Genomic DNA, 23,371 nt, shown 5'->3' with positions numbered 1-23,371 from the left:
CTCAAAATCACTGCTATAGTCTTTGGGATTTGCTGTTACAGCGGCGCAGTTGTCGGCCCATAAAGATCAGGCCCGCGCATCAGACAACGAGGAAGCTGTTATCAACAGGCTGTATTAAAAATAAGTCGGCGGACAAACAGTCCCTGAATGGAATGACTGATCAGAGTAAATCCACCTTGCCAGAAATCCAGGCTACACGAGGTCAGTTCAGTAGCAGACTGAGCTTTATTATTGCCGCTGCCGGCTGCGCAGTAGGTGTGGGAAACATCTGGAGCTTTCCAACCCAGACGGCACAAAATGGCGGCGCAGCCTTTGTTCTGGTTTACCTCTGTTTCTCATTCCTTCTTGCCTATCCCACACTGGTGGCCGAACTCACTATCGGCCGATACAGTCAATCCAACTCAGTGACTGCCATGACCGGTCTGGATAACAGGAACTGGGTCAAAAAACTGGGCTTGATCACCAGCATTATGGGATTGGTGACCCTGACTCTGATTTACAGTTTTTACAGCATTATCGGTGGCTGGTTTACTGGTTTCTCTCTGGCCCCGATCTTCGAATTGGGCGGCCTTCACGCGGCGGCCAGCTGGCTGACCGATTTTAATGTCTACTCAACGGCTCTGGTCACCCTGCTTTTCATGGTTCTGACCACGTTGATCGTCATCGGTGGGGTTAAAGAGGGCATAGAGCGCTGGTGTAACAGGCTGATGCCCGCCCTGTTTATTATTTTGTCTGTGCTCATTGCTTTCGCTTTAAGCCGACCCGGTGGTATAGAAGGTTTGAAAGTCTATCTGATTCCGGACTTTTCCAAACTACTGAACCAACAGCTTTTGATTTCAGCCCTGGGGCAGTCTTTCTTCTCTATGTCTCTGGGTGTGGGCTGCATGATGGTTTACGGTTCTTATCTGAGTAAAAAAGCCAACCTTCCACTCACCGCTTTCCAGGTTGCGCTGGTCGACAGCTCAGTGGCGTTCCTGGCTGGTATGCTGATCATTCCCTGTATGTTCGCTGCCATGCAGCAGGGTATCGAGATTTACACCGCTAACGGACAGCTCCACAGTGCTGACACGCTGGTGTTTAACGTACTGCCAACCTTATTTAATCAGCTGGGAATACTCGGGCAGCTGGTTGCGCTGGCTTTCTTCATGCTGCTAACGATTGCCGCGCTGACTTCATCGATTTCTCTGATAGAACCAACCGTAGCCTATATGGTTGAAAAGCTCAGTTTTCGTCGCCATTACGCCAGTTGGTGCATTACGGTGATCTCAGCCTGCCTGTCGGTTTTAATCATTTATCACATTGAGACGCTGCTGGGTCTGGCCGTTAAAGTCGCTACTCAGTATCTGCAACCTGTTTTGTGCTTCATGATTGCCATTTATGGCAGCTGGATCATGCGTCAGAACCGCCTGCTGAAGGAATTGAGTCAGGGCTTTCCTGAAATCCGGAAGAGCCTGTTCTGGAAGATCTGGCCCTGGTATATCAGGACGATTTGCCCGGGCCTGATTCTGATACTCTTCCTGAGCAATCTCTGATCTTCTTTTTAAAAATTTCCCGGAAAGCCTGCTAATAGCAACCGGGCTGAAAGAACAGGAAGAAGATTAAAAATAAACTCCGTCAAAAGCCAAAACTCTCTCTGACGGCATCGATACCCCCAGAATCATAAAGCGCATCCACTCTCTCTATGACGGCCTCGATATTCTCAGAACCACAAAACGTTTCCACTCTCGCTCTGACAGCCTCGATATTCTCAGAACCATAAAGTTCTTCCACAGAATAATCAAAGTTAGCATCGAACCATTCAGTGAAATCATCCAGGTATTTTTCCCGTTTTTTCAGATATTTTATCCTCTCTTCTTCTTTTCTTCTCTCCTTCTCTTTCTCTTCGATGCTAAGCTCTTTTTCTTTATCTCTCTTTTCTGCCTTGTTTTGTATAGCTCCATGAACCTGCTCAGTGACGTTGGTATTAACAGTTGGCGGAAACATCGCCATCACAGCAGTTGACACTGCCACAACATAGTTTATTTGCATTCTGTCAAATATTGTGCCAAGGCTTAACATTGTGCACGTGAATTCACATCTACCAATAAACGGTTTTTCTAATTGATTCGTTATGAACTTTTCTAAGGCTAGAAGAAATTTTTGAAACAATTCAGGGTTTTCATTTCCAGGGTTTTCATTTGAGGCGTTTAATACCCTTTTGAGTCTTATCTTTAATTCTAATTTTCTGAAAATCGTTACATAATTTTCAACCATGTCTTCTTCCGTATCTGATTGGCTAAAACAACTCGGCATATTATCAACATGTGCACTTACGATTTTTTTAAAGAGATGTTCAAGTTTCAGGCTTGTGGCATACAAGAAACTCATGAACTGCATATTCGAGGCAACTGATTCAGGATCTTTCTCACCATATTCTTCTATAAGCATTAACATTTGTTCAGCTGATTCTACACCGTACTGATAAAGCGGTGTTAAATTTTTATTAACTTCAAAATTGAGCAGAGAGTAAGCAGCTAATAACATTGGGTCTGCTGATGCCTCAGAATTTTCAGCTTCTGGGGAACCACCCAATTGTTGCAAAATCTTAAGACGCATTTCTCCCAATAACTTCAGGCCAGAGAAAACGGAAGCAGACTCTTTAACATTTGCTTTTAAAACGTCGTGATCGTTTATTGAGGCTAATGTACCTAAAAGGTCACGTTTTCCGGCATGGAGTCTCTCAATACCAGACAAGCCAGTGGCGTGAAACAGGAATGAGTCAAATAAAGCATGAGCCACCTGAGGGAGGCTTTCATTTGAATGGATGATTGTGTAGTAGCTCAACATCAAAATCGCCAGGTTCTGTTGATCTTCTGGCTTAGTCATATCGACAGGAGATTCGGTACCCATGATGTTAGTCAGAACGCCTATCATTGCATTCTGGTTACTGTCAGCCGAAATATGGAGAACTTGTTGTACTTGCTGAATCATGCTTGCAATTGTCAGGCTCTCATCGGGTGGGGTTATCGGGATATAGCTCAACATAGTGTTCAGGGTGTTGTTTGCAATTCCTGTATTCAATCCCAGGATAATGGCAGTAATTTGTGCATGATTCATTGGCGGGAGCGGAATATCCATTAAAGGCTGAGGCTGCTGTGCTCCAGCCCCATCCGATGCTTCTGAACCCTCAGCTATTATTTCGCCTTGCTCATTTTCATAGTTCATTGCAAAGATAAGATGGGTGCTATTTGGGCTGGGTACAAAAGGAGGGATTTTCCCCGTATAAGCATTATGGTTAATTAAATCGTCCAGGAAGCCAGACCCTTTTGTGGTTTTTCCTCTGACAAATTCCTCCACCACAGGCATTGAAAAAGGACTTCCTGCCAGCAGTTTTGAACAGGGGCAAGCCATTATGATGAGGCCAAGGGAAGCAGCAGTTGGTAATCGAGCCATATAATTACCCATTGTCGTCTTTCTTGCCTAGTTTGAACACTACAGTAACGTAGTCCATCTATTGCAGCAGCGACAGATTTTCTGCACCCGCCAGACTTGACCTGATCACCCTTTTAACTCCGCTTTTAAATAGAAAAGGCGGATAACGAGCTCAACCTCATCTCTGAAAATGAAAGTCAGTAAGGATTAGTGCTTGAGCATGGGCTGGAGACCTGAAACTAAAATTCAGTTCCCTGTACGATTTCGAGCACTCGTAGTTTTAAAAGTGGCCAAATTTAAGAACGCTTGTATTAACTTGCTCAGGCGCTATAGTTTATACCTGTGTATATACTTTTATTCGGAGCCAGTGGCCAGATGATCGTTCAAATTAAAAAATGGGGTAATAGCCTTGCCGTTAGAATACCTGCTAAGGCTCTTTCTATTTCAGGGTTAGGTGAAGGTTCCTGGTTGGAAGTAAATTCTTTAAAGGGTGAAATTCTCCTGAAGGAATCAAAGCCAAAGGTGAAATACACCTTGGAGCAGATGTTTGATGGTTATGACGAGAACAGTTTTGAGCCTAATCAGGAAGATAAGAGGCTGGCCCTTTGAGGTCAAAATTGATGGCGGAGATGTTTCAGGAGTTGCCCTTTGTGAACAGATCAAGTCATTGGACTACCTTTCGAGAGAACTAGAATTCATAGAGAAAGCTGATCCTGATGCAGTTGAAGAAGCGATAGCCAAAATAGTGGCTATTTTCGATTAAGTCGGCACATCAATGTAAGCTCAGACTCATTGTCCTGAATTTTTTGTTTGTTTACGACAGATAAAGTACACGACAAGCTCTATATAACATAGAGCTTGTCGTTCATGAGTCACTGTCAATCCAGGAGCGACACATCTCTGACAGCACCTTTATCGGCACTGGTCACCATAGCCGCATAGGCTTTTAATGACGCAGAAACCTTACGAGGCCGCTCTTTCAGAGGTTTCCAGGCTGCCTTGCCTTTCACTTCCATCCGGGTACGACGCTCGGCCAGCTCTTCATCAGACAACTGTACGTCAATGGTACGATTAGGGATATCAATACGAACGATATCGCCTTTTTCTACCAGAGCAATATTGCCCCCCGCTGCCGCTTCTGGAGAAGCATGACCTATGGAAAGTCCGGAAGTACCACCAGAGAAACGACCATCGGTCAGGAGCGCGCACTCTTTACCCAAACCTTTGGATTTCAGGTAGCTGGTCGGATACAACATCTCCTGCATACCCGGACCACCTTTGGGACCTTCGTAGCGGACGATAACAACATCACCGGCTTCTACCCGACCTTCGAGAATATCACTGACTGCATCTTCCTGACTCTCACAGATATGTGCAGGTCCTTCAAAAACCAGAATACTCTCATCGACACCAGAGGTTTTTACTACGCAACCATCCAGGGCAATATTACCGGTCAGAACCGCGAGACCACCTTCATTGCTGTATGCATGCTCCAGTGTCCGGATACAACCTGATTCACGATCATCGTCCAGCGTTGGCCAGCGAGTTTCCTGACTGAATGCCTGTGTCGTACGTATGCCGGCAGGTCCTGCCTTGAAGAATGTCAGTACCGATTCGTCACTGGTCTGTTTGATATCCCATTTAGCCAGAGCTGCGGCCATGGTTTCACTGTGAACCGTCGGGATCTCATTGTTCAACAACCCTGCCCGATCCAGTTCACCCAGGATGCCAAACACACCACCTGCACGATGGACATCTTCCATATGGTATTTCTGGATGTTAGGTGCCACCTTGCACAGCTGAGGCACCTTGCGAGAAAGGGCATCAATATCTTTCATGGTGAAATCGACACCCGCTTCCTGTGCAGCGGCCAGCAAATGCAGAATGGTATTGGTGGACCCCCCCATGGCTATATCCAGACTCATAGCATTTTCAAAGGCCTTATAGCTGGCAATAGAGCGAGGCAGAACAGACTCGTCATTCTGTTCGTAATAGCGCTTGGTAATATCGACAATCCGTCGACCGGCTTCGAGGAACAGTTGCTCACGATCGGCATGAGTGGCCAGCATGGAACCATTGCCCGGCAGGGACAGACCCAGAGCTTCCGTCAAACAGTTCATGGAGTTGGCGGTAAACATACCGGAGCAGGAGCCACAGGTTGGGCAAGCTGAACGTTCATACTCAGCAACAGTTTCATCGTCGGCATCCGAGGCGGCAATGACCATGGCATCGACCAGGTCCAGTCCATGCTGTGCCAATTTGGTTTTACCGGCCTCCATGGGACCACCGGAGACAAATATCACTGGAATATTCAGTCTCATGGCGGCATTGAGCATTCCGGGAGTAATCTTGTCGCAGTTGGAAATACAGACCAGGGCATCAGCAGTATGGGCATTTACCATGTACTCAACGGAGTCGGCAATGATGTCCCGGCTGGGCAGGGAGTAAAGCATGCCGTCATGGCCCATCGCGATACCATCATCGACGGCGATGGTATTAAACTCTTTGGCTACACCACCATGCTTTTCAATTTCTCTGGCCACCAGCTGTCCCATGTCTTTTAAATGAACATGGCCGGGAACAAACTGGGTAAAAGAGTTGGCTACGGCAATAATAGGCTTTTTGAAGTCATCATCCTTCATACCCGTGGCACGCCAAAGCGAGCGGGCTCCAGCCATATTACGACCGTGGGTCGAGGTTCTTGAACGGTATGCAGGCATGACTCTCTATCCTTTCTCTCTGATTCTTAATCCTGATGTTTGAGAAGCTCTCTGGAAACCAGGCTCTCTGATGTCTTCCATGGCGGATTCGGGATTATAACAGAATGATGGGAGCCTGATAGGCTCCCGACAGCCTCATAATGCAGAAGAATAATTAAGCTGCGTATTCTATCCGGCGACGATTATACTCCTCGACCATACTGTCGACGGCAGGCTGATCATATTCCCGCAGGTTGGCCAGAACCATGGTTTTCTTCCCTTCGCCCACAACTTTGTCACCTTCTTTGAAGACAAAGCCCAGGGTGACATTACCACGTTTGCCATTCACTTCCAGATGAGACGCTGAGGCCTCTATTACGGGGTCTTTCAGATCAATTGTGTCCAGATGTACCGACATGGTTTCGTAGATAACCAGAGGCCGCGCCACATTAATCATGACATTCTTCTCTTTCATCAGTGGCACCAGAACATGTGGGAAGTTTTCACCTGAGAACGCCACATAAGCCTTTACCAGCTTTGCAATCATGTCAGCATTGTTTGTTTGCTTGCCATCATGCTCAACCCGCAGGTATTCCTTCTCACTCTGGTCACAAATAATCTTGTCACCATTGTCGGCATCGGCAATCGACAGGGCAACGCCATCACTGACCATGCCACTGAAACTCACTTTCATATCAGGGTATAGCCCTTCAGAGCAGAGAATTTTGGCAAACAGAAGATCACCCGGAACACAAAACTTCTTGGTGTCGACATCATGCAGCGGGTTGAAGTCATTGGCGATATTCTTGGCAAAATCACTGGACTGCTGACGAGTGAATGAGAACTGGTTATTTTCCAGCTCAGTACAATATTGATCTAAAAACATAATGTTGTTCTGTTGGCCCGGTCTTTCAGATGAGTGACCAGAGCTCAATCCATTTCATATGGACTTGTATTTCCCCAGGGCAGTGAGAATCAAATATTGAAAACGGCCAGAGGGCTCGATCTATCTCTGGCGACTCACTGATATCATACGTCAAATCCGAATAAGACTACTGTTACTAAAACGTAGCCGTTTGTTTCAGCACTTCATATATTAATACAACCAATTGATTAATAAGCCATTTTAGTATCAACCCGGAAACTCAATTAAATTTCCGGGTTAGACCATGACTAGAAAAACTGCATGATCCATTGAGCTATCAGATCACTATCAGGATCGTCTTTCAACGAATCCATGCCCTTGCGCACTCTGTCCCCGGGAATCGCCTCCCGACGTGAATTCATCAAGTCCGCAGAGTAAGACTTGCTGAATTCCGGATGCCCCTGAATACTGATAAAAGAATCGCCATATTGCAGCATAAAATTGGGACAGAAATCACTGCAGGCGAGTACTTCAGCCGAAGATGGCAAACGAGTGACTTGATCCCTGTGACTGACCAGTAACTTGAAGTCCTCAACCGCAGGCTCCATCCAGCGGGTCTTTCGGGTGACGTGATTGTACGACATACCAACACCCCAGCCTTTGTCAGCCAGCGCTACTTGCCCCCCAAGACTGTTTGCCATGATTTGATGACCAAAACAAATACCCGCCAACTTGCAACGATCCTCGTACAGCCTTCTGATAAACCCTTCCAATAAAGCTATCCATGGAAAAGGATCATAAGCACTGTGACGACTGCCCGAGATAATCCAGCAATCACACTCATGAGTCGTTTCAGGAATCTCACCATCCACTACCCGGTAGGTGATCATCTGTATATCAGGTTCCTGCTTTCTCAACAGAGCCAGAAACATATCCGGATAATTGTTGTGAACCTTGCGCAGCTCGGGCGAAACATCATCACACAACAGCAAACCGACTTTCATCATAGATTTCCTCGAACCGCATTCTGGCCTATCTGCTGATATTCAGCCGCAGAAAAAGAGATTGGGTTTCCGGCCGCCGAAGGATCGGCAAAGGCCATCCGCCCGACTTTATTCAGCTGGCTTTCGTCGATTCCTATTTCAGCCAGTGTATGGGGGATTTCCAACTGTTCTCTGAGCTCTATCACCCAGTTGAAGAAAGCGTCAAAGCCCGGAGCAGGCAGGTCAAGGTAACGACTGAGGGCCGCCATTTTATGACCGATGGCGGCTCTGTTTGCCTTCAGAACATAGGGCATCAGAATGGCATTCAACAATCCATGATGAGCGTCGTATAAAGCCCCCAGTGGATGCGCCAGAGCATGCATAGCACCCAAACCTTTTTGAAAAGCCGTTGCCCCCATGCTGGAGGCCACCAGCATCTGATGCCGGGCCTCAAGATCACTGCCCTGCGCCACTGCCCTGGGAAGATAGTCTTTTACCAGACGAATGCCTTCCAGTGCGATACCCTGGGCCATAGGATGATGGAAAGGCGAACAATAGGCTTCAAGATTATGGGAGAGTGCATCTATACCAGTCGCTGCGGTGAGTCCGGCAGGTAAACCACAGGTCAGTTCCGCATCAAGAAGCACGATGCCAGGAAGCATACCCGGGTGAAAAATGATCTTTTTCACCTGCTCATCCTGATGGGTGATCACGGAAGAACGCCCCACTTCCGAGCCCGTTCCGGCGGTGGTGGGCACAGCTACAACGGGCAACATTCCCTCTACATTGACTCTCAGGTAGTTATCACCCACATCTTCAAAATCCCAGATTGAACGACTCTGGCCAACCATCAGGGCAATAGCCTTACCCGCATCCAGGGCAGACCCCCCGCCAAAAGCGATCACACCATCATGGTCGCCTTCCTTACAGGCAGCGACGCCGGCTGAGACGTTCTCACCGGTTGGATTACCCTTGATTCCGGAAAACAGTCCACACCCGGTCAGAGCAGAGCTGACCTGTAGCCGGGCTTCCTGAATCATGGGCAACTGTGATAACCCCGGATCGGTAATAATGAGTGGGTTTCTCATCCCCAGTTCAATGCAGGCAGCAGGCAGATCTTTGATGCGGCCAGGGCCCGTTCGGATAGCTGTCGGGAAGTTCCAGTTAGCTGTGTACTGCTCAATGTTCATTAATGTACGTCTCCTTACTGCCTCAGCCGTGCTTGATGTGGAAAGATTTGGGTCGGGTCAGGGCATCAAAACCCAGCACCGACAGGGTGCAGCCCCGACCAGAGTTTTTAATACCTGTCCAGGCCAGAGCAGGGTCAAGATAATCACAGCGATTGACAAAGAAAGTGCCGGTTTGAACCTGACGACCCAACTCAACCGCCCGCTCAATATCCCGTGAGAAAATGGCGGCAGTCAGTCCAAATTCACTGTCGTTCATCAGGCTGAGCGCTTCTTCATCTGAAGAAACTTTTTGAATCCCTAAAACAGGACCGAAACTTTCTTCAGTCATCAGCCGCATAGCGTGATTTACCTGAGTCAGCAGCTGGGGTGCAAGATAGGGAGTGCCTGGCTCATCCTTGGGAAACAAGGCCGGATCGATATGAGCAACTGCACCCTGTAACACAGCTTCTTCCACCTGCCCCCTGACAAAGTCCGCAGCACTGCTTTTTACCAGAGGACCCAGAGTGGTTTCAGGATCATCGGGTCGTCCGAGGCGGTATTGCTTCACCAGAGCAACAGCCTTTTCAACAAATGCATCATAAACAGCTTCATGTACGTAGAGCCTTTCTATGCCACAGCAGGATTGACCGGAGTTAAAGAAAGCACCGTCTATCACCGTGTCTGTCGCTGCATCCAGATCAGCATCCGCTCTGATATAGGCAGGATCTTTGCCACCAAGCTCCAGACCCATACCGATGAATCGTCCGGCAGCCGCCTTTTCTACTACGGCTCCCGCAGGAACTGAGCCCGTAAACGCCACATGCTTGATCGCGTCACATTGAATCAGGTACTCAGTGTTCTCATGGGACATGTGCAGATACTGAAAAAGCCCTTCAGGCAGACCCGCTTGAAGAAAGGCTTCGACCATGCGCTCGGCACAGAGCGGGGTTTGAGCAGAATGCTTCAGAAGCACGGCATTACCGGCCAGCAGGGCTGGCATAATGCTGTTGATTGCGGTCAGGTAAGGATAATTCCAGGGCGCTATGACCAACACAACACCCAGAGCTTCCTTGCAGATATAACGGGTAAAGCCTTTTTTTTCAGGAATTGTGACGAGCTTCAGTGCTTCACTTGAAGCTTCAATCATGTAGCGGGCACGCTCTTCAAACCCTGCTACTTCTCCGGCAGAGTATTTGACTGGTCTACCCATCTGCCAGGTAATTTCACTGGCAATGTCGTCTTTCTGAGCGACAAAGTAATCCACAGCTTTGCTGCAGATGTTTTGTCGCTCTTCCAGAGCAGTACTTTGCCACTCAAGCTGAGCTTTCTCAGCCTTTGCCAACGCTTGATTAATGTCTGAAATATAAGACAGTGGACGTTCAGCAACCACCGAACCATCCACTGGTGAAAGGGTAATCTGTGTATTATTCATTGTTTTAAATCCGTTGGAAGTGATCAGATAATTTCGAAATAACGATCCATTTCCCAATCCGTAATATGCTTTCTGAACTCTCGTTCTTCCCACTCTCTGGAAGCAGCGTAGTGTTCGACGAAAGCGCCACCCAACATCGTTCGGGCGGCTTCGGATTGCTTGAATTTTTGGGCTGCATCCCAGAGCGTTGTGGGTAGTGCATATTCAGGTGGGTGCCCCTGGTCGTAGGCATTTCCTTTCACCTGATCCTCGGGCTCCCATTGGTGAATAATGCCCTGAAGACCGGAAGCCAAAGCGGCGGAAAGGGAAAGATAAGGGTTAGCATCCGCAGAGCCCAACCGGTACTCCACTCTCTGTGACGTCTCTGAACCCGGAATAACACGCAATGCGGTGGTACGGTTTTCAACCCCCCAGGTCGCGTCGGTAGGTGCCCAGAAGCCGGGAATAAGTCGGGTGTAACTATTGACGGTAGGGGCCAGCATGGGCAGAAATTCAGGCATTAATCGCTGCAAACCGGCAATAAAATGCCTCTGTGTCTGACTGATGCTGTGTTTCTGGCTGGGATCAAAGAACGCCGACTGCCCATCCTTTTTGTTGAACAAAGACAAATGAATATGACCGCTCTGCCCCGGATAATCCGGTGACCACTTGGCCATAAAAGTGGCCATCAGCCCATTACGCTGCGCCAGCACTTTCATAAACGTTTTAAACAGTGCGGCTTTATCTGCGGCATTTTCAGCAGAGTCGACAGCAATGGCAGCTTCGACCACGCCAGGCCCGGTTTCTGTATGAATGCCTTCGATGGGAAAATCCATTACTTCGGCCATTTCCAGTATCTGGTGATAAAGATCGGAATGCACTGAGTTTCTTATCATCGAATAACCAAACCAGTCAGGCGTCAATGGTTTGAGGTTTCGAAAACCTTTTTCCCGAACCGATTCCGGTGTCTCCTGGAACATAAAAAATTCATATTCCAGCGCCGCACGGGCATCAAAGCCCATGTCAGCTGCTTTCTCAATGACCCTTCTCAATGTACCCCGGGGACAGAGCGCTTCTGACTGCCCCTTGAATTCGGCAATGAACAACAGCATGCCATTTTCAAATGGGATCTCCCGGCAGGAATGGGGCAGGATTCGTACGGGAGCATCAGGGTATCCAGTATGCCAGCCTGTATATTTTACATTGTCATAAAGCTGGTCTTTACTGTCCCAGCCGAGGATTACATCACAAAAGGCAAAGCCGCTTTCCAGAGCTGAAAAAAACTTGGCCTTGCTCATGTATTTGCCGAGCATGATTCCATCGTTATCGAAAAGACCGACCTTAACGTGAGAGAGTCCCCTCTCTTCAACAATTTTTTTAGCATCTTCAATGGTTTTGACATCTCTGGGGTTGTGCATATTTGATACTCGTTTTTCTTAGGCTTTTCAGGTGTCAGGCACCAGAAAGGTGCCCAAACAATCAGCTCAGCTCAGCTCAGACTCAGCTTCGGCAATGGCTTCGAATTCTTCTTCTGGCGCTTTAGCCACCAGGTGCTGTCGGCTGTATAAACCGAAATAAGCCACCATGACGGCATAGAAAGCCGCAGACCAGAAAGCGGCTTCGCTGCTCACCAGAAAGGTAGAGAGAAAGGCAACAATAGCCAGACCAAAAGCAATGCCTGACGTTATGATGCCACCCGGCGTTTTATAAGGACGTTCCAGCTCTGGCTCTTTAACTCGCAGGATAATATGAGACAGCGTCATCATGGCGTAGGAGAGGGTGGCACCAAAAACGGCCATAGTGATCATCAGATCACCTTCTCCGGTCAATGACAGCAGGAAACCAATGATTCCAGGAATGACCAGGGCCATTGTGGGCACTTTTCGCTCACCGGTTTTTGATAAAAAGCGAGGTAAATAGCCGGCTCTGGACAAGGCGAATACCTGTCGGGAATAAGCGTAAATGATAGAAAAGAAGGACGCGATCAGACCGGCAAGTCCAACAAAGTTTACAAAGGTCGCCATGTAAGAGTCTTTACCATAGACTTCTTGCAGAGCCCCTACCAGTGGAGCAGCATGATCCTTCATGTATTCGGCGCCCACTGCGCCGGGGGCCAGAACCAGTACCAGCCCTCCAAACAACAACAGAACGACCATGGCGGTGATAATCCCTCTGGGCATATCCTTCTTGGGATCGCTGGCTTCTTCAGCCGCCAGGGGAACACCCTCTACCGCCAAAAACAGCCACATGGCAAATGGGATGGCAGCCCAGATACCGACATAACCTTCGGGCAGGAAAGTTGAAGCGCCGGTAGCTTCTGCATTCACGGCGATATCAAACAGGTTGTCGACGTTGAAGACAGGAATCATTCCCAGGATAAACACTACTATGGCTAAACATGCCAGGCCGGTAATCACCATCATGATTTTCAGAGCTTCTCCGGCCCCCAAAAGGTGCAAACCAATAAAGGCAGCATAGAAGGCACCGTAAACCAGGGGTCCGTCCCAACCAAAAAGTTCATTCACATACCCGCCTATAAACACGGCTATCGCTGCAGGCGCGATCGCATATTCAAGAAGTATGGCGGTGCCTGTCAGATACCCTCCCCAGGGACCCATTGCCCGACGGGCGTAGGAGTAGCCGCCACCAGCAGTAGGTAATGAAGAAGACAGCTCAGCCAATGACAACACCATAAAGGTATACATAATAGCCATGACAAGGGTGGCCAGGAGCATGCCACCAAAACCGCCCTGTTCCAGCCCGAAATTCCAACCGGCAAAATCTCCGGAAATCACATAAGAAACCCCGAGTCCAGCCAGAACCAGCCAGCCCGCTGCTCCTTTCTTAAGTTGTCTCTGCTTCAGATAATCATCAGAAACCTGCTCATATTCAACAGAACGGGTTGTTGGAAACGAACTCGTATCGAGCATGTGTAGTACCTTTTTTTAAAGCCATCCTGTTAGCTCATCTATGCTATTAACTCCCCTGATAGCATAGTGAGAAAGTTAAAATATTGTTTAGCAACTATTAAGCCAGAGTTCTTAACGTTTCCCCGGGATGATCCACTTCCTTTTAAAGTCCGTAACAGAGTTATAACTTAAAAATATAACTGAAGGTGCTATTCACACTATGAAAATCCAGCTCAGTCAGAGAGAGTATTTATTTGCCTATTTCGGAGGTGGGCTGGATTTCCAGCCTACATATCTATGAGTCGAACACTGGTCTGGTTCAGAGGCGATCTGAGAGTGAGTGACAACCCTGCTCTATACCACTGCGCAGACAAAAATGAAGTTATAGCTGTTTATTGCCTGTGCCCGGATCAGTGGCAGGAGCACAATGACAGCCCGAACAAGCTCTGGTTCTGGATGCAGAATCTCAAACAACTGGAGCAGTCTCTCAACAGACTCAACATTCCATTGGTCGTCATCCAGTCTCTCAGGTTTGAGCACTGTGCCCAACAACTGTTGCAGATGGCCCGGAAGCTAGAGTGCGATGGCATAAGCTTTAATAACGAACATGGGCTCAATGAAGAAAACAGGGACAAGGCTGTAGAGCAAACATTTATCGGGCAGCAGCTAGAGTGCCAGCGCTTTTCTGACCAGACCCTGATCCCTCCCGGTCAACTGTTGAATGGCAGCGGTGATTATTTCAAAGTCTTCACGCCCTTTAAAAAGGCTCTCTATCGAACCCTTAACCTGCATCAGATTCAGCCACTGCCTGCGCCTGAAAAGCAAAAGCCCTTGAAGTTGCCTGAAGTTGAGACCTTCGACTATCAAAATCTGTTTAAGCCCGTAGAAGGCTTGCAAAAACTCTGGCCCGCTGGTGAGGAGGAAGCAGCAAACCGGCTCAAAGCATTTATTGAGTCTCACGGTGAAGGTTATAAAAAGTTCCGGGATTTTCCGGGTATTGATGCCACCAGCACCCTCTCACCCTACCTGGTTTCAGGAACAGTCTCCCTCAAACAGTGTTTTTATGCTGCCCTTCAAGCCAACAACGGAGAAATGGACTCAGGAAGTGATGGCCTGCAATGCTGGATGAGTGAGTTAATCTGGCGGGAGTTTTACAAACATATTTTGCATGGATTTCCCAGACTCTCCAGAGGCAGGGCATTCATCACGGAAACCGAACATCTGCCCTGGAATCAGGATAAACAGGCATTCAATGCCTGGTGCAAAGGTGAGACCGGCTTTCCATTAGTCGATGCAGCCATGAAGCAATTGGTGAATACCGGCTGGATGCACAACCGCCTCAGAATGGTCACGGCCATGTTCCTGAGCAAAAATCTGATGATTGACTGGCGCCTCGGGGAAACCTTCTTTATGCAGCATCTGATTGATGGTGATCTGTCTGCCAACAACGGTGGCTGGCAGTGGTCTGCCAGCACAGGCACCGATGCGGCCCCCTATTTCAGAATGTTTAACCCTGTCAGTCAGTCCGAGAAATTTGATTCACAAGGTCATTTTATTCGCCACTGGCTACCCCAGCTGGACAAACTCAGTAGTAAGGAGATTCACGCCCCCTGGCAAAAAAATACTCATGAGATTAACTACCCGGCACCGATTGTTGACCTCAAAGCATCCAGAGCAAAAGTACTCTCTGCTTTCAAGGCGCTGAAGCAGTCATAAACAAAATCGGAAGAGCCTGTCTCGCCCCTGAGCCTTCGGAAATGAATTTCAGTGGACGAGGCAGTTTTTTTTGTTGGATTTGTGCGAATGGTTGACCTGTCTGAGCAACCCTTCAGGTCGATTTTGCATCGTAAATCACGCTGTTTATAACGCCTCTGAATTTGCGGGTTATGACGGTCGCCTACTAGACTGGGTGATTATGGTCTTTTGAAGATAATCATGTCTGATGTTAAAACTGCTTCATCCATATTGCCTCTCTGGAAACGTTGCCTGATTGCCCTTGCAGTGATGTTGGTAGCAAGTTTTTTAATCGGTTTATTGTTTCGTAGTATATTCGGTTTTTCTCTGCCCGATTATGTGTCTGGGGCAGTCGGAGGTTTCTCAGCGATATTGATATGGGAGTTTCTCAAGTGAGTGCAACTTGGGCCTTTGTTGTTATCGGTCTTTGTTATTATCAGTGCCGAATCGTTGGACTTATACGTACGCAGTAGTATGTTAGCCTTCCGTGCTGTCGTTTTATTCGGACCTGGCAGGAAGCTTACAAAAGATAAAGATGGCCGCTCTTTCCGGTGCCCGGGTCGAACCTTGGTCCGACAGGCTCCCGGGGGTTTGCCTTAAAATAAGTGACATTGAAAGCAAAGGGATAAGAAAGGAAGAGTTAAATGGCTATCGTCTCGATTCCAGAACCTGAAAAAGACATCAAACTCGGCATCAGCGCCTGCCTGATGGGTCAGAAAGTCCGGTACGATGGTGGGCACAAGCGCTCTTCATTCTGCATGAATACCCTGAGCCAGTACTTCCACTTCGAACCAGTCTGCCCCGAAGTAGCCATCGGACTCGGCACCCCCAGAGAGCCAATTCGTCTGGTTGGGGATATCCAAAAGGTTCGGGTTGTGGGTACAGACCATCCGGATGTCGACGTTACCGATCAACTAACGGATTATGGCTACAAGAAAGCCAAAGAATTAACCGATATCAGTGGCTACATCCTGATGCAAAAATCCCCCAGTTGCGGTATGGAAAGGGTCAAGGTCTACCATGAAAACGGCTGCCCTTCCGGCGTCAGTTCAGCCGGCGCCTACGCCAAGGCTCTGATGGCAGCAAGCCCCTTACTGCCGGTAGAGGAAGAAGGCCGACTCCATGACCCCGTTTTAAGGGAAAATTTCTTCACCCGGGTCTATGCCTACCACCGCTGGCACAACGAAGTGCTGAACAACCCCAGTCATGCCGCTGTGGTTCGTTTCCACTCTACCCACAAATATATGATCATGGCTCACAACCCCAGTGACTACACCGCCTTGGGAAAACTGGTCGCCAAAGGTGGCAAACTGGAACTGGAATCTTTGCTGGCACAATACTTCGAAGAATTCATGAACACCCTGAAAAAAAGAGCTAACCGCAAGTCCCACACCAATACCATGTTGCACATTCTGGGGTATGTGAAAAAGACCGTGGATACCAAAGAGCGAAACCAGTTTCTCAAGCTGGTCGAGGAGTACCGTCAGGGTATATTGCCATTAGTGGTTCCAATGACCATGCTACGCCATTTCATTGAAAATCATGGTAACGATTACATTCGGGAACAAACCTATCTAAACCCTCATCCTGATCAATTAGGACTCAGGAATCAGATCTGAATTCTGACGCTCCACACTAAGCGCCGGACACAAGTGTCTGGTGCTGAGCTACAAACTGTGAAACAGAACCTTCTTGAGCGGTCAAGAACCCTCGCCTGATAGAGGGTGTCGCAAAACTCTCTCCAGCCTGAGAACGAGTTTACTCTCGTCATTCACGGCTTCATTCTCGTCATTCCCGCGAAGGCGGGAATCCACACTGACTCACCACCAGAACCATACTGCCCGGTGCCCCCCTTGGCCTTGTCATCCCCGAAAAGGCAGAGACCCAATGTTGGCGCTGGATTCCCGCCTTCGCGGGAATGACGACTTCAGAGCGTGAGAACGAGCTGTTGAAGTTTTGCGACACCCTCAATAGCGCTGACAGTCACAAAGAAAGCGGAATCACTATTCGGATACTTCGCATCTTGCACGCCACACAGCAGTAGCCTCCTTCCAGATAAGCACTTCAAACTACTTCACTGATTATCAGAAAAGAAGGAACTTTTCCGCCCCCCCATACTCTAATATCTAGTCCACTGAAGTGACACACAAAGAAGAATTAAGAAGTAAAAGGAGTTTTGAGTGCGATTTTTTGTATTGGGATTCATTCTGTTATTAATGAATGAAATGGCTTTCTGTTCAGAATTATTACAACCCTCTTATCCTGATCTGGTATCTCACCAGCCTCATCAGATATTGCATAATTCTCAGTGGCTGGTAATGCCTGTCCTGAGCGGTATTGCAGGTGGCATAGCTGCGAGCAATTCGCCTGACCAAACCCCTTATACCGTGAGTGCAGGCGTTATTTCCGGTGTCGCACTATCTGGCCTGGATTTACTTTACAATCACGTCAATACATCTGCCTCCTATTATATGAGTGCCGGTGTCATGGGAGCCGCTACCATGAGCAATACTCCCATGCCCAGCTCTATTAATTACCTTTGTGGTTTTGTCGGTGGCGCACTGATTGCTTCAGGCCAGTTTAACTTTCTTGAAAAGTACCTCAGCGCACCCGCAAAGGGAGCCATCAACGGCGCCATCCTGGGAGGAATGCCGGGAGCGGCTGCAGGAGCGGCTCTCGGTGCAGTCGATGAAGTGATGGCAGCCTGTAATCTTACGGGCACCGAGCCCTTATCCACAACATTATCCGCTGTCACTCAGCTAAAAGTAATGACGCCCTTTTTCTCATCGGCTCTGGGCCGACTGCCACTGATTGGCAGCTCGTACAGCTCTGCGGTGTCTCAACTCAATGTTCCTTATTTAATGGAAAGTGCTGGCACTGTCTGGAGTGGAACCTGCCTGTTTACCTCACTTTCAGAAGACGAGCGCTCCCTTTCTTATCTGTGTATCACTCTGAAACCCTCCAGTCGGGAGAATGACAAATCCAATTTGGAAGTCGTTTCTGAAATGGATCAGATCCTGAATGAAATTATGGATCACCAGACCATCCAGAGACTCTCACACATGCAGGCTCTTGCTATAGCAGGCTCTCAACTGATGAGCTCCAGACTGACCAAAATGCGCTCTTCCCGGGCCCAGTCTCTTCATACAAGTCTGTCAAACTTTAATCCAAGGTTCGGTCTAAAACCTGAAGAGGCTTTATCCGGTTATGTTGAAGCCGGTCTGTCAGTGGGCTATTTCTGCCTGCCATACGTAGGACACTGGTTGATGGATTCGGTGATAGAAAGCTACTACAGAATTCTGATGACGCAAGCTGCAGAAGATGAACTGGAGAGTCTCTTTTTCGATGACCAGAATTTTATAAGACTGAATCTGGATAAAAATCTCGACACCCTGATTGCCGGAATGGATGTCAGTATCCACAACATCGTCAATGCCGGTAGCTCACTGAAGCGTTCGCTGGCCCGCGCTTATATCGGTGGTTTTTATGACCTTTCTTTTATTGTCAAAAGCGGCGCTGCCGATATGCTGGTGTTCATGGATATCTATAGCAAAATGACTGAGTCCGTAACCCTGAGCCTTAACCAGGGAGCCCTGGATCTGGAAACCAAAAGGCATTCCCTGAGCACTAAACTCGACTTGTTGAAAAAAGACTTCAACACCAATGCACGAACCATTGGCAACGGTGCCAAAAAGGATTTTATGGTCGAAAAGTATTCTGAGCTGCTGCTGGCAGTTCGTGAAACAGAAGCCAGCCAGTCTAAAGCAGGGCTGATTTCGGGCAGCTGGAGCATAGCAAAAGGCCTTGTCGACTTCGTCGCCAAAAGCCTTTTTATTGTCAAAAAGATGAGCACTGGGGAAGTTGCATACGACGATTATCAGGCCCTTCTTTTCGCCTCTGACAGTGTTTCCGACGCCTTCTCGTGGCACGCTAATAACGTCGAAAACCTGCTCAGCTTCGATAAAGCGCTCTATAGCATTTACTCACTGGGAGCAGAAATAAACGATCCCCCGGCGGAACTTTGGAAACAGCCTGACTATCGGGCAAAAAAAGGAGATGAGGTCGCCATTCGTCTGGACGCCTTCTCCATGGGACATCCTGAAGGAGTGCTGATGACCGATCAGGCATTGACCATTCCCAAGGGCTATTATGCGGTTTCCGGTGCTTCTGGCAGCGGCAAGAGCAGCCTGCTTTCAAAGATCAGAAGAGAAGCCGGCAACGGTATCTGGGCAACGGGTAATGTGACCTACACCACTGCGAATGGCGAGTTGCCTGAAGTCTTCCATGCCGAACAGTTAACCTACATTCCTCCGAACACAACCCTGAGAGAACTCGTCACGTTAAGATTGGAAACCGACTCAAACGACCCGCATCCTCAAAAGCCAGAACACAGAGGCGACCTGACAGATAGAGAGTTAATCAACATGTTGCAGGAGATCGATTTCTACCCTGAAGATCAATGGCACCTTCTGGAAGAACAGCTTCGCGACGAACGCAACTGGAAAGATCAGCTCAGTGGTGGCCAGATTAAAAAACTGGCGCTGCTCTCGGTAATTAACCGGCGCCCCGAAGTAGCCATACTGGACGAAATTTTCGCCGGGATGGATCAGGCATCGGTGCAACGGGCACAGGAAATGTTAAAAAAATACCTGCCTGACAGCCTGCTGCTGATCGTCGACCACAATGCAGCCCATAATAACCACGATGGATTTTTTACGGGCAGAATCCACCTTGAAGACAGCCAGGTCAATCTCTGGGAAATGGAAAGTGAACAGTAATGTTCTTTATTTATAAGCAACAATGACCATATCGTATTTTGGAATCGGAATGTCCTCACCGGTCTTTACATCCTTAAGCCACACTTTTCCACGAATCCGGTGCTCTAAAATCCATTCATTATCAAAAAACTTAGCTACATGAACTTTAAAACCAACGTCGTTCAGCATAAAGATAAGTTTGCGGGGATGAATGAATCCGTAATGTTCTTTAATTTCTGCATGCCAGTCTTCCGTATAGTCCTTTCTGAACATGTAATCATAAGCTGATGCCATATCCGTCTCGACGGATTCATAATCTTCGGTACTCTCATACGAACCAATTGGCACATGCCGGCTATGTTGCCAGAAGCCGAGTGCAAATTCAGCGAAACAATGTCGGTCCTTTACATCAGATTTTGCGTGATAAAAACGAACTTGCCTCGTATCATCTTCAGGTCGGGCAAAATCTTTGATAATGATTCTCCCCCCTTTCTTAAGCGTCTGATAGGCAAGCTCTAAAGCATTTTTAACAGCGTCGAGAGAATCTTCGTTGTAGGAATAGATCTCATGAAGGACCGCAGCCATTATCACTGCGTCAGCATTTATGCCATAAGGTTTATTGCCACTGCCCTGCTCAAAATGAAGATTTTCTATTGCGCTGTATCGACTTTGGGCATGGGCTATCATCGGAGGCTGAATATCGATCCCCTGAACCATTAATCCGGGATTTTCCCTGGCAATGGCTGCGGCCACAGCACCAGTGCCAGATCCTACATCAATAATAAATGCCCCGTCGTATAATGGCAGATGGGGTAACAGCCGGGACAGTTTGTGTTGTAAAGCAGCATCCATCTGATTGGTGTAAAGGTCGAAATTACGATGCTCGGCAGCCGCCCCCATTAAACTGGATTCATATTGTCCGGTTAAAAAATTAACTGCCGAAACATTAACTAAAGGTGCTAATGCCAGCCATAGAGTCAGGGCAAAGCAGAAAGTCCTCAAAAACATCGCAAGCTCTCACTGATCTGAAGAATATTCAAGTGTCTGAATTCAAATCCTTATGTTTAGTCGCTTTTTGGAAAAAAGACAGTTATTTTATTTTCCCATTGATGGCGATAAATCCGGTTTATCAGCCTCTGCAGCAGCCGGGGTAGACAAATCAGCCAGCTGACCATGGTGATACCCGACTTCACATTTCTCGACAGTGGCAACATTTCTCATGATTGAAGAAGACTGCTATTGTCTCAAAGCCGTTTTATTCGCTATTATTTCCCGCTATGAAATCACTCTCATCAGCCACTTCATCTGCCTCTCAGGCGGCAAGTCCTGAAAGGCTTCAGTCAGCATCTGATATTGCCCTCTGTTGCGGCAACTTTCCGGGCTGCCTGACATTCACATTGCGACGATGCCAAGGCTGAAAGGTTGCTTTTCAGTCACCATCACTTTCGACATCCTGCTTTTTTGCAGAACAAGGCTGCCGCTGACCGGAAAGGTCAACAGGCGCTCTATTAGAGACGCCCAAGCGATAGAAAAATATTTTGAAAAACCATCAACAATGAGACGCAGACAGTGCAAAATATTTTTCCCGATGAGCAGCCAAGAGAGAAAAAAATCATCGCACACAAGTTTCAGACCAAGGAATTTTTTCCATGAATATTCTTAAACTGCTTGAAGACAGAGTCATCAAAGCACTGATCGCCGCCGGAGCCCCAGAAGACACCCCTCCGATGGTTCGTCAGAGCGCACGGGCCAACTTTGGTGACTATCAGTGCAATGCGGTGATGGCAGCAGCCAAGAAAATGGGACTCAAACCTCGAGATCTGGCCCAAAAAGTAGAAGAAAACCTGGATCTGGAAGGCATTGCTGAAAAAACGGAAATTGCCGGACCCGGCTTCATTAATATCTATCTCAAGCCAGAATGGCTCGCTGCCAGACTGAAGGAAGCAGTAAAAGACGATCGTTCCGGTGTAGCCTCTGTCGACAGCCCGGAAACTGTGATTGTCGATTACTCCGCGCCTAATGTTGCTAAAGAAATGCACATTGGCCACATTCGCTCCACCATCATTGGTGATGCCACCGCTCGAACCCTGGAATTTCTGGGCCACAAGGTCATTCGCCAGAACCACCTGGGAGACTGGGGGACTCAGTTCGGTATGCTGATTGCTCACCTCGAAGAACTGGAGCAAGACAGTCAGGAAGCTCAGGCTATGGAGCTTTCAAATCTGGAAGCCTTCTACAAGGCGGCTAAAAAACGTTTTGACGATGACGAAGTGTTCGCCACAAAAGCCCGTGAATATGTTGTCGAATTACAATCTGGCGATGAGCACTGCCTGAAACTCTGGAAAAAACTGGTTGATATCACTCTGTCTCACAACCAGGAAGTCTACGAGCGATTGAATGTTTCCCTGACGCCATCCGATGTTATGGGTGAGAGCGCCTACAATGACAGCCTGCCTGCCATTATCAATGCACTGGACAGCAGAGGCCTGTTGAGTGAAGACCAGGGGGCAAAAGTGGTCTTTCTGGATGAATTCAAGAACAAAGACGGCGACCCGATGGGTGTCATCGTTGAAAAGTCTGGCGGCGGCTTTCTCTATTCTACAACCGATCTGGCGGCCCTGCGGCACCGGACTCACGCCTTGAACGCCGACCGTGTTCTTTACTATGTTGATGCTCGTCAGGGACAACACTTTGACCAGATCTTCACCATTGCCCGCAAGGTCGGCTTTGTCAATGAAGATACCCGCACAGAACATCATGCATTCGGTATGATGCTGGGCAAGGATGGCAAACCGTTCAAAACCCGTGCCGGTACTACCATCAAACTGGTAGATCTGCTGGACGAAGCTGAAGAGCGTGCAGCCAGACTGATTGCCAGCAAAGCCTCTGATCTCAACGAAGAACAAAAGTTCAAGGTTATCAAAGCCGTTGCCATGGGCTCGGTAAAATACGCTGACCTGTCCAAAAACCGCACCAGCGACTACGTTTTCGACTGGGACACCATGCTGGCCTTCGAAGGCAACACTGCGCCTTACCTGCTCTACGCCTATACCCGTATTAAAAGCATCTTCCGCAGGGCCGGAGTTTCTGAAACCGACCTCACCGGTAACATCCTGGTTGAAGAGCCTTCCGAGAGAGACCTGGCTCTGAAGCTCAACCAATTCAGCGAAACCATTGAGCAGGCTGCCCGTGAAGGAACGCCTCACGTACTTTGCGGCTACCTCTACGACTTGTCTGGTGCATTCATGAGCTTCTATGAAAACTGCCCGGTTAACAAAGAAGGCGTCAGCGAACCCGTTAAAAGCAGCCGCCTGCAATTCTGTGCCCTGACTGCCCATATCCTCAAGAAAGGCCTTGACCTGCTGGGCATTGAAACCGTTGAACAGATGTAATCCTGTTTAACCCGGAAAATGCCGACTTTAATGTCGGCGCT

Annotated in this window: 19 protein-coding genes; 8 read left to right on the top strand and 11 right to left on the bottom strand. The window is 48.2% G+C overall.

The features are described from left to right. Positions 1 to 152: 152 nt before the first annotated feature. Positions 153 to 1,532 (top strand): sodium-dependent transporter, encoded by a 1,380-nt coding sequence (locus ACOJUN_RS14840; RefSeq protein WP_422132719.1) that lies wholly within the window; start codon positions 153 to 155, stop codon positions 1,530 to 1,532. A gap of 82 nt (positions 1,533 to 1,614) precedes the next feature. Here the strand turns inward: ACOJUN_RS14840 and ACOJUN_RS14835 are convergent, their stop codons facing one another. Beyond that, positions 1,615 to 3,432: a hypothetical protein gene (locus ACOJUN_RS14835; RefSeq protein ID WP_422132718.1), complete on the bottom strand. Its 1,818-nt coding sequence runs from the start codon at positions 3,430 to 3,432 to the stop codon at positions 1,615 to 1,617. Positions 3,433 to 3,786: 354 nt separating this feature from the next. Between ACOJUN_RS14835 and ACOJUN_RS14830 the strand changes: the two genes are divergently transcribed. Together ACOJUN_RS14830 and ACOJUN_RS14825 are read left to right on the top strand one after the other, a co-directional pair. Beyond that, complete coding sequence (locus tag ACOJUN_RS14830) at positions 3,787 to 4,020, top strand: AbrB/MazE/SpoVT family DNA-binding domain-containing protein (RefSeq protein ID WP_422132717.1); 234 nt, start codon at positions 3,787 to 3,789, stop codon at positions 4,018 to 4,020. After that, the gene (locus ACOJUN_RS14825) at positions 3,962 to 4,174 is read left to right on the top strand and encodes a type II toxin-antitoxin system PemK/MazF family toxin (RefSeq protein ID WP_422132716.1); all 213 of its coding nucleotides are present in this window, start codon (positions 3,962 to 3,964) and stop codon (positions 4,172 to 4,174) included. Before ACOJUN_RS14830 ends, ACOJUN_RS14825 begins: the two co-directional genes overlap by 59 nt. 115 nt (positions 4,175 to 4,289) lie before the next feature. Here ACOJUN_RS14825 and ilvD read toward each other — a convergent pair whose 3' ends face one another. The 7 genes from ilvD to eat all read right to left on the bottom strand — a co-directional run bounded on the left by ilvD (position 4,290) and on the right by eat (position 13,468). Further along, a complete protein-coding gene (gene ilvD / locus ACOJUN_RS14820) occupies positions 4,290 to 6,131 on the bottom strand; it encodes a dihydroxy-acid dehydratase (RefSeq protein ID WP_422132715.1) in 1,842 nt (613 codons plus the stop codon). A 154-nt stretch (positions 6,132 to 6,285) separates the two neighbouring features. Further along, entirely contained in the window at positions 6,286 to 6,996 is a 711-nt protein-coding gene (locus ACOJUN_RS14815; protein ID WP_422132714.1) for a DUF3581 family protein, read from the bottom strand. 287 nt (positions 6,997 to 7,283) lie between these two features. Beyond that, a complete protein-coding gene (locus ACOJUN_RS14810; protein ID WP_422132713.1) occupies positions 7,284 to 7,982 on the bottom strand; it encodes a glutamine amidotransferase-related protein in 699 nt (232 codons plus the stop codon). Further along, the gene (locus tag ACOJUN_RS14805; RefSeq protein WP_422132712.1) at positions 7,979 to 9,148 is read right to left on the bottom strand and encodes an iron-containing alcohol dehydrogenase; all 1,170 of its coding nucleotides are present in this window, start codon (positions 9,146 to 9,148) and stop codon (positions 7,979 to 7,981) included. Before ACOJUN_RS14805 ends, ACOJUN_RS14810 begins: the two co-directional genes overlap by 4 nt. Before the next feature lie 22 nt (positions 9,149 to 9,170). Next, positions 9,171 to 10,559: an aldehyde dehydrogenase family protein gene (locus tag ACOJUN_RS14800; protein ID WP_422132711.1), complete on the bottom strand. Its 1,389-nt coding sequence runs from the start codon at positions 10,557 to 10,559 to the stop codon at positions 9,171 to 9,173. A 23-nt stretch (positions 10,560 to 10,582) separates the two neighbouring features. After that, positions 10,583 to 11,956, bottom strand: a complete 1,374-nt coding sequence (locus ACOJUN_RS14795; RefSeq protein ID WP_422132710.1) for a glutamine synthetase family protein — start codon at positions 11,954 to 11,956, stop codon at positions 10,583 to 10,585. Between the two features lie 66 nt (positions 11,957 to 12,022). Then, positions 12,023 to 13,468, bottom strand: coding sequence for an ethanolamine permease (gene eat / locus ACOJUN_RS14790; protein ID WP_422132709.1), 1,446 nt, complete (start codon positions 13,466 to 13,468; stop codon positions 12,023 to 12,025). 276 nt (positions 13,469 to 13,744) lie between these two features. On the opposite strand from eat, the gene phrB reads away from it, so the two are divergent. From phrB to ACOJUN_RS14770, 4 genes are all read left to right on the top strand, one after another. Further along, positions 13,745 to 15,163 carry a deoxyribodipyrimidine photo-lyase gene (gene phrB, locus ACOJUN_RS14785; RefSeq protein ID WP_422132708.1) on the top strand — a complete coding sequence of 473 codons (1,419 nt, stop codon included), beginning with the start codon at positions 13,745 to 13,747 and terminating at the stop codon, positions 15,161 to 15,163. 662 nt (positions 15,164 to 15,825) lie between these two features. Further along, positions 15,826 to 16,800 carry a YbgA family protein gene (locus ACOJUN_RS14780; RefSeq protein WP_422132707.1) on the top strand — a complete coding sequence of 325 codons (975 nt, stop codon included), beginning with the start codon at positions 15,826 to 15,828 and terminating at the stop codon, positions 16,798 to 16,800. 105 nt (positions 16,801 to 16,905) lie between these two features. Then, positions 16,906 to 17,103, top strand: a complete 198-nt coding sequence (locus ACOJUN_RS14775) for a hypothetical protein (protein WP_422132706.1) — start codon at positions 16,906 to 16,908, stop codon at positions 17,101 to 17,103. Positions 17,104 to 17,361: 258 nt separating this feature from the next. Further along, positions 17,362 to 19,959 carry an ATP-binding cassette domain-containing protein gene (locus ACOJUN_RS14770; protein WP_422132705.1) on the top strand — a complete coding sequence of 866 codons (2,598 nt, stop codon included), beginning with the start codon at positions 17,362 to 17,364 and terminating at the stop codon, positions 19,957 to 19,959. 6 nt (positions 19,960 to 19,965) lie between these two features. Here ACOJUN_RS14770 and ACOJUN_RS14765 read toward each other — a convergent pair whose 3' ends face one another. The 3 genes from ACOJUN_RS14765 to ACOJUN_RS14755 form a co-directional block, all read right to left on the bottom strand. Then, positions 19,966 to 20,946: a class I SAM-dependent methyltransferase gene (locus tag ACOJUN_RS14765; protein WP_422132704.1), complete on the bottom strand. Its 981-nt coding sequence runs from the start codon at positions 20,944 to 20,946 to the stop codon at positions 19,966 to 19,968. Between the two features lie 87 nt (positions 20,947 to 21,033). After that, entirely contained in the window at positions 21,034 to 21,159 is a 126-nt protein-coding gene (locus ACOJUN_RS14760) for a hypothetical protein (RefSeq protein ID WP_422132703.1), read from the bottom strand. Positions 21,160 to 21,330: 171 nt separating this feature from the next. Further along, positions 21,331 to 21,561: a hypothetical protein gene (locus tag ACOJUN_RS14755; protein ID WP_422132702.1), complete on the bottom strand. Its 231-nt coding sequence runs from the start codon at positions 21,559 to 21,561 to the stop codon at positions 21,331 to 21,333. 26 nt (positions 21,562 to 21,587) lie between these two features. Between ACOJUN_RS14755 and argS the strand changes: the two genes are divergently transcribed. Beyond that, on the top strand, positions 21,588 to 23,330 hold the full coding sequence (gene argS, locus ACOJUN_RS14750; RefSeq protein ID WP_422132701.1) for an arginine--tRNA ligase: 1,743 nt from the start codon (positions 21,588 to 21,590) through the stop codon (positions 23,328 to 23,330). Positions 23,331 to 23,371 lie beyond the last annotated feature (41 nt).

The sequence above is a fragment of the Endozoicomonas sp. ALD040 genome, from assembly GCF_049275945.1.
Lineage (GTDB): Bacteria > Pseudomonadota > Gammaproteobacteria > Pseudomonadales > Endozoicomonadaceae > Endozoicomonas_A.
This window is presented reverse-complemented; position numbering and strand designations above follow the sequence as displayed.

What these genes read in the sequence shown, in the direction of transcription:
- ACOJUN_RS14840 (WP_422132719.1), top strand. Translation starts at nt 153, where the DNA reads ATGACTGATCAGAGTAAATCCACCTTGCCAGAAATCCAGGCTACACGA.
- ACOJUN_RS14835 (WP_422132718.1), bottom strand. Translation starts at nt 3,432, where the DNA reads ATGGCTCGATTACCAACTGCTGCTTCCCTTGGCCTCATCATAATGGCT.
- ACOJUN_RS14830 (WP_422132717.1), top strand. Translation starts at nt 3,787, where the DNA reads ATGATCGTTCAAATTAAAAAATGGGGTAATAGCCTTGCCGTTAGAATA.
- ACOJUN_RS14825 (WP_422132716.1), top strand. Translation starts at nt 3,962, where the DNA reads ATGGTTATGACGAGAACAGTTTTGAGCCTAATCAGGAAGATAAGAGGC.
- ilvD (WP_422132715.1), bottom strand. Translation starts at nt 6,131, where the DNA reads ATGCCTGCATACCGTTCAAGAACCTCGACCCACGGTCGTAATATGGCT.
- ACOJUN_RS14815 (WP_422132714.1), bottom strand. Translation starts at nt 6,996, where the DNA reads ATGTTTTTAGATCAATATTGTACTGAGCTGGAAAATAACCAGTTCTCA.
- ACOJUN_RS14810 (WP_422132713.1), bottom strand. Translation starts at nt 7,982, where the DNA reads ATGATGAAAGTCGGTTTGCTGTTGTGTGATGATGTTTCGCCCGAGCTG.
- ACOJUN_RS14805 (WP_422132712.1), bottom strand. Translation starts at nt 9,148, where the DNA reads ATGAACATTGAGCAGTACACAGCTAACTGGAACTTCCCGACAGCTATC.
- ACOJUN_RS14800 (WP_422132711.1), bottom strand. Translation starts at nt 10,559, where the DNA reads ATGAATAATACACAGATTACCCTTTCACCAGTGGATGGTTCGGTGGTT.
- ACOJUN_RS14795 (WP_422132710.1), bottom strand. Translation starts at nt 11,956, where the DNA reads ATGCACAACCCCAGAGATGTCAAAACCATTGAAGATGCTAAAAAAATT.
- eat (WP_422132709.1), bottom strand. Translation starts at nt 13,468, where the DNA reads ATGCTCGATACGAGTTCGTTTCCAACAACCCGTTCTGTTGAATATGAG.
- phrB (WP_422132708.1), top strand. Translation starts at nt 13,745, where the DNA reads ATGAGTCGAACACTGGTCTGGTTCAGAGGCGATCTGAGAGTGAGTGAC.
- ACOJUN_RS14780 (WP_422132707.1), top strand. Translation starts at nt 15,826, where the DNA reads ATGGCTATCGTCTCGATTCCAGAACCTGAAAAAGACATCAAACTCGGC.
- ACOJUN_RS14765 (WP_422132704.1), bottom strand. Translation starts at nt 20,946, where the DNA reads ATGTTTTTGAGGACTTTCTGCTTTGCCCTGACTCTATGGCTGGCATTA.
- ACOJUN_RS14760 (WP_422132703.1), bottom strand. Translation starts at nt 21,159, where the DNA reads ATGAGAAATGTTGCCACTGTCGAGAAATGTGAAGTCGGGTATCACCAT.
- argS (WP_422132701.1), top strand. Translation starts at nt 21,588, where the DNA reads ATGAATATTCTTAAACTGCTTGAAGACAGAGTCATCAAAGCACTGATC.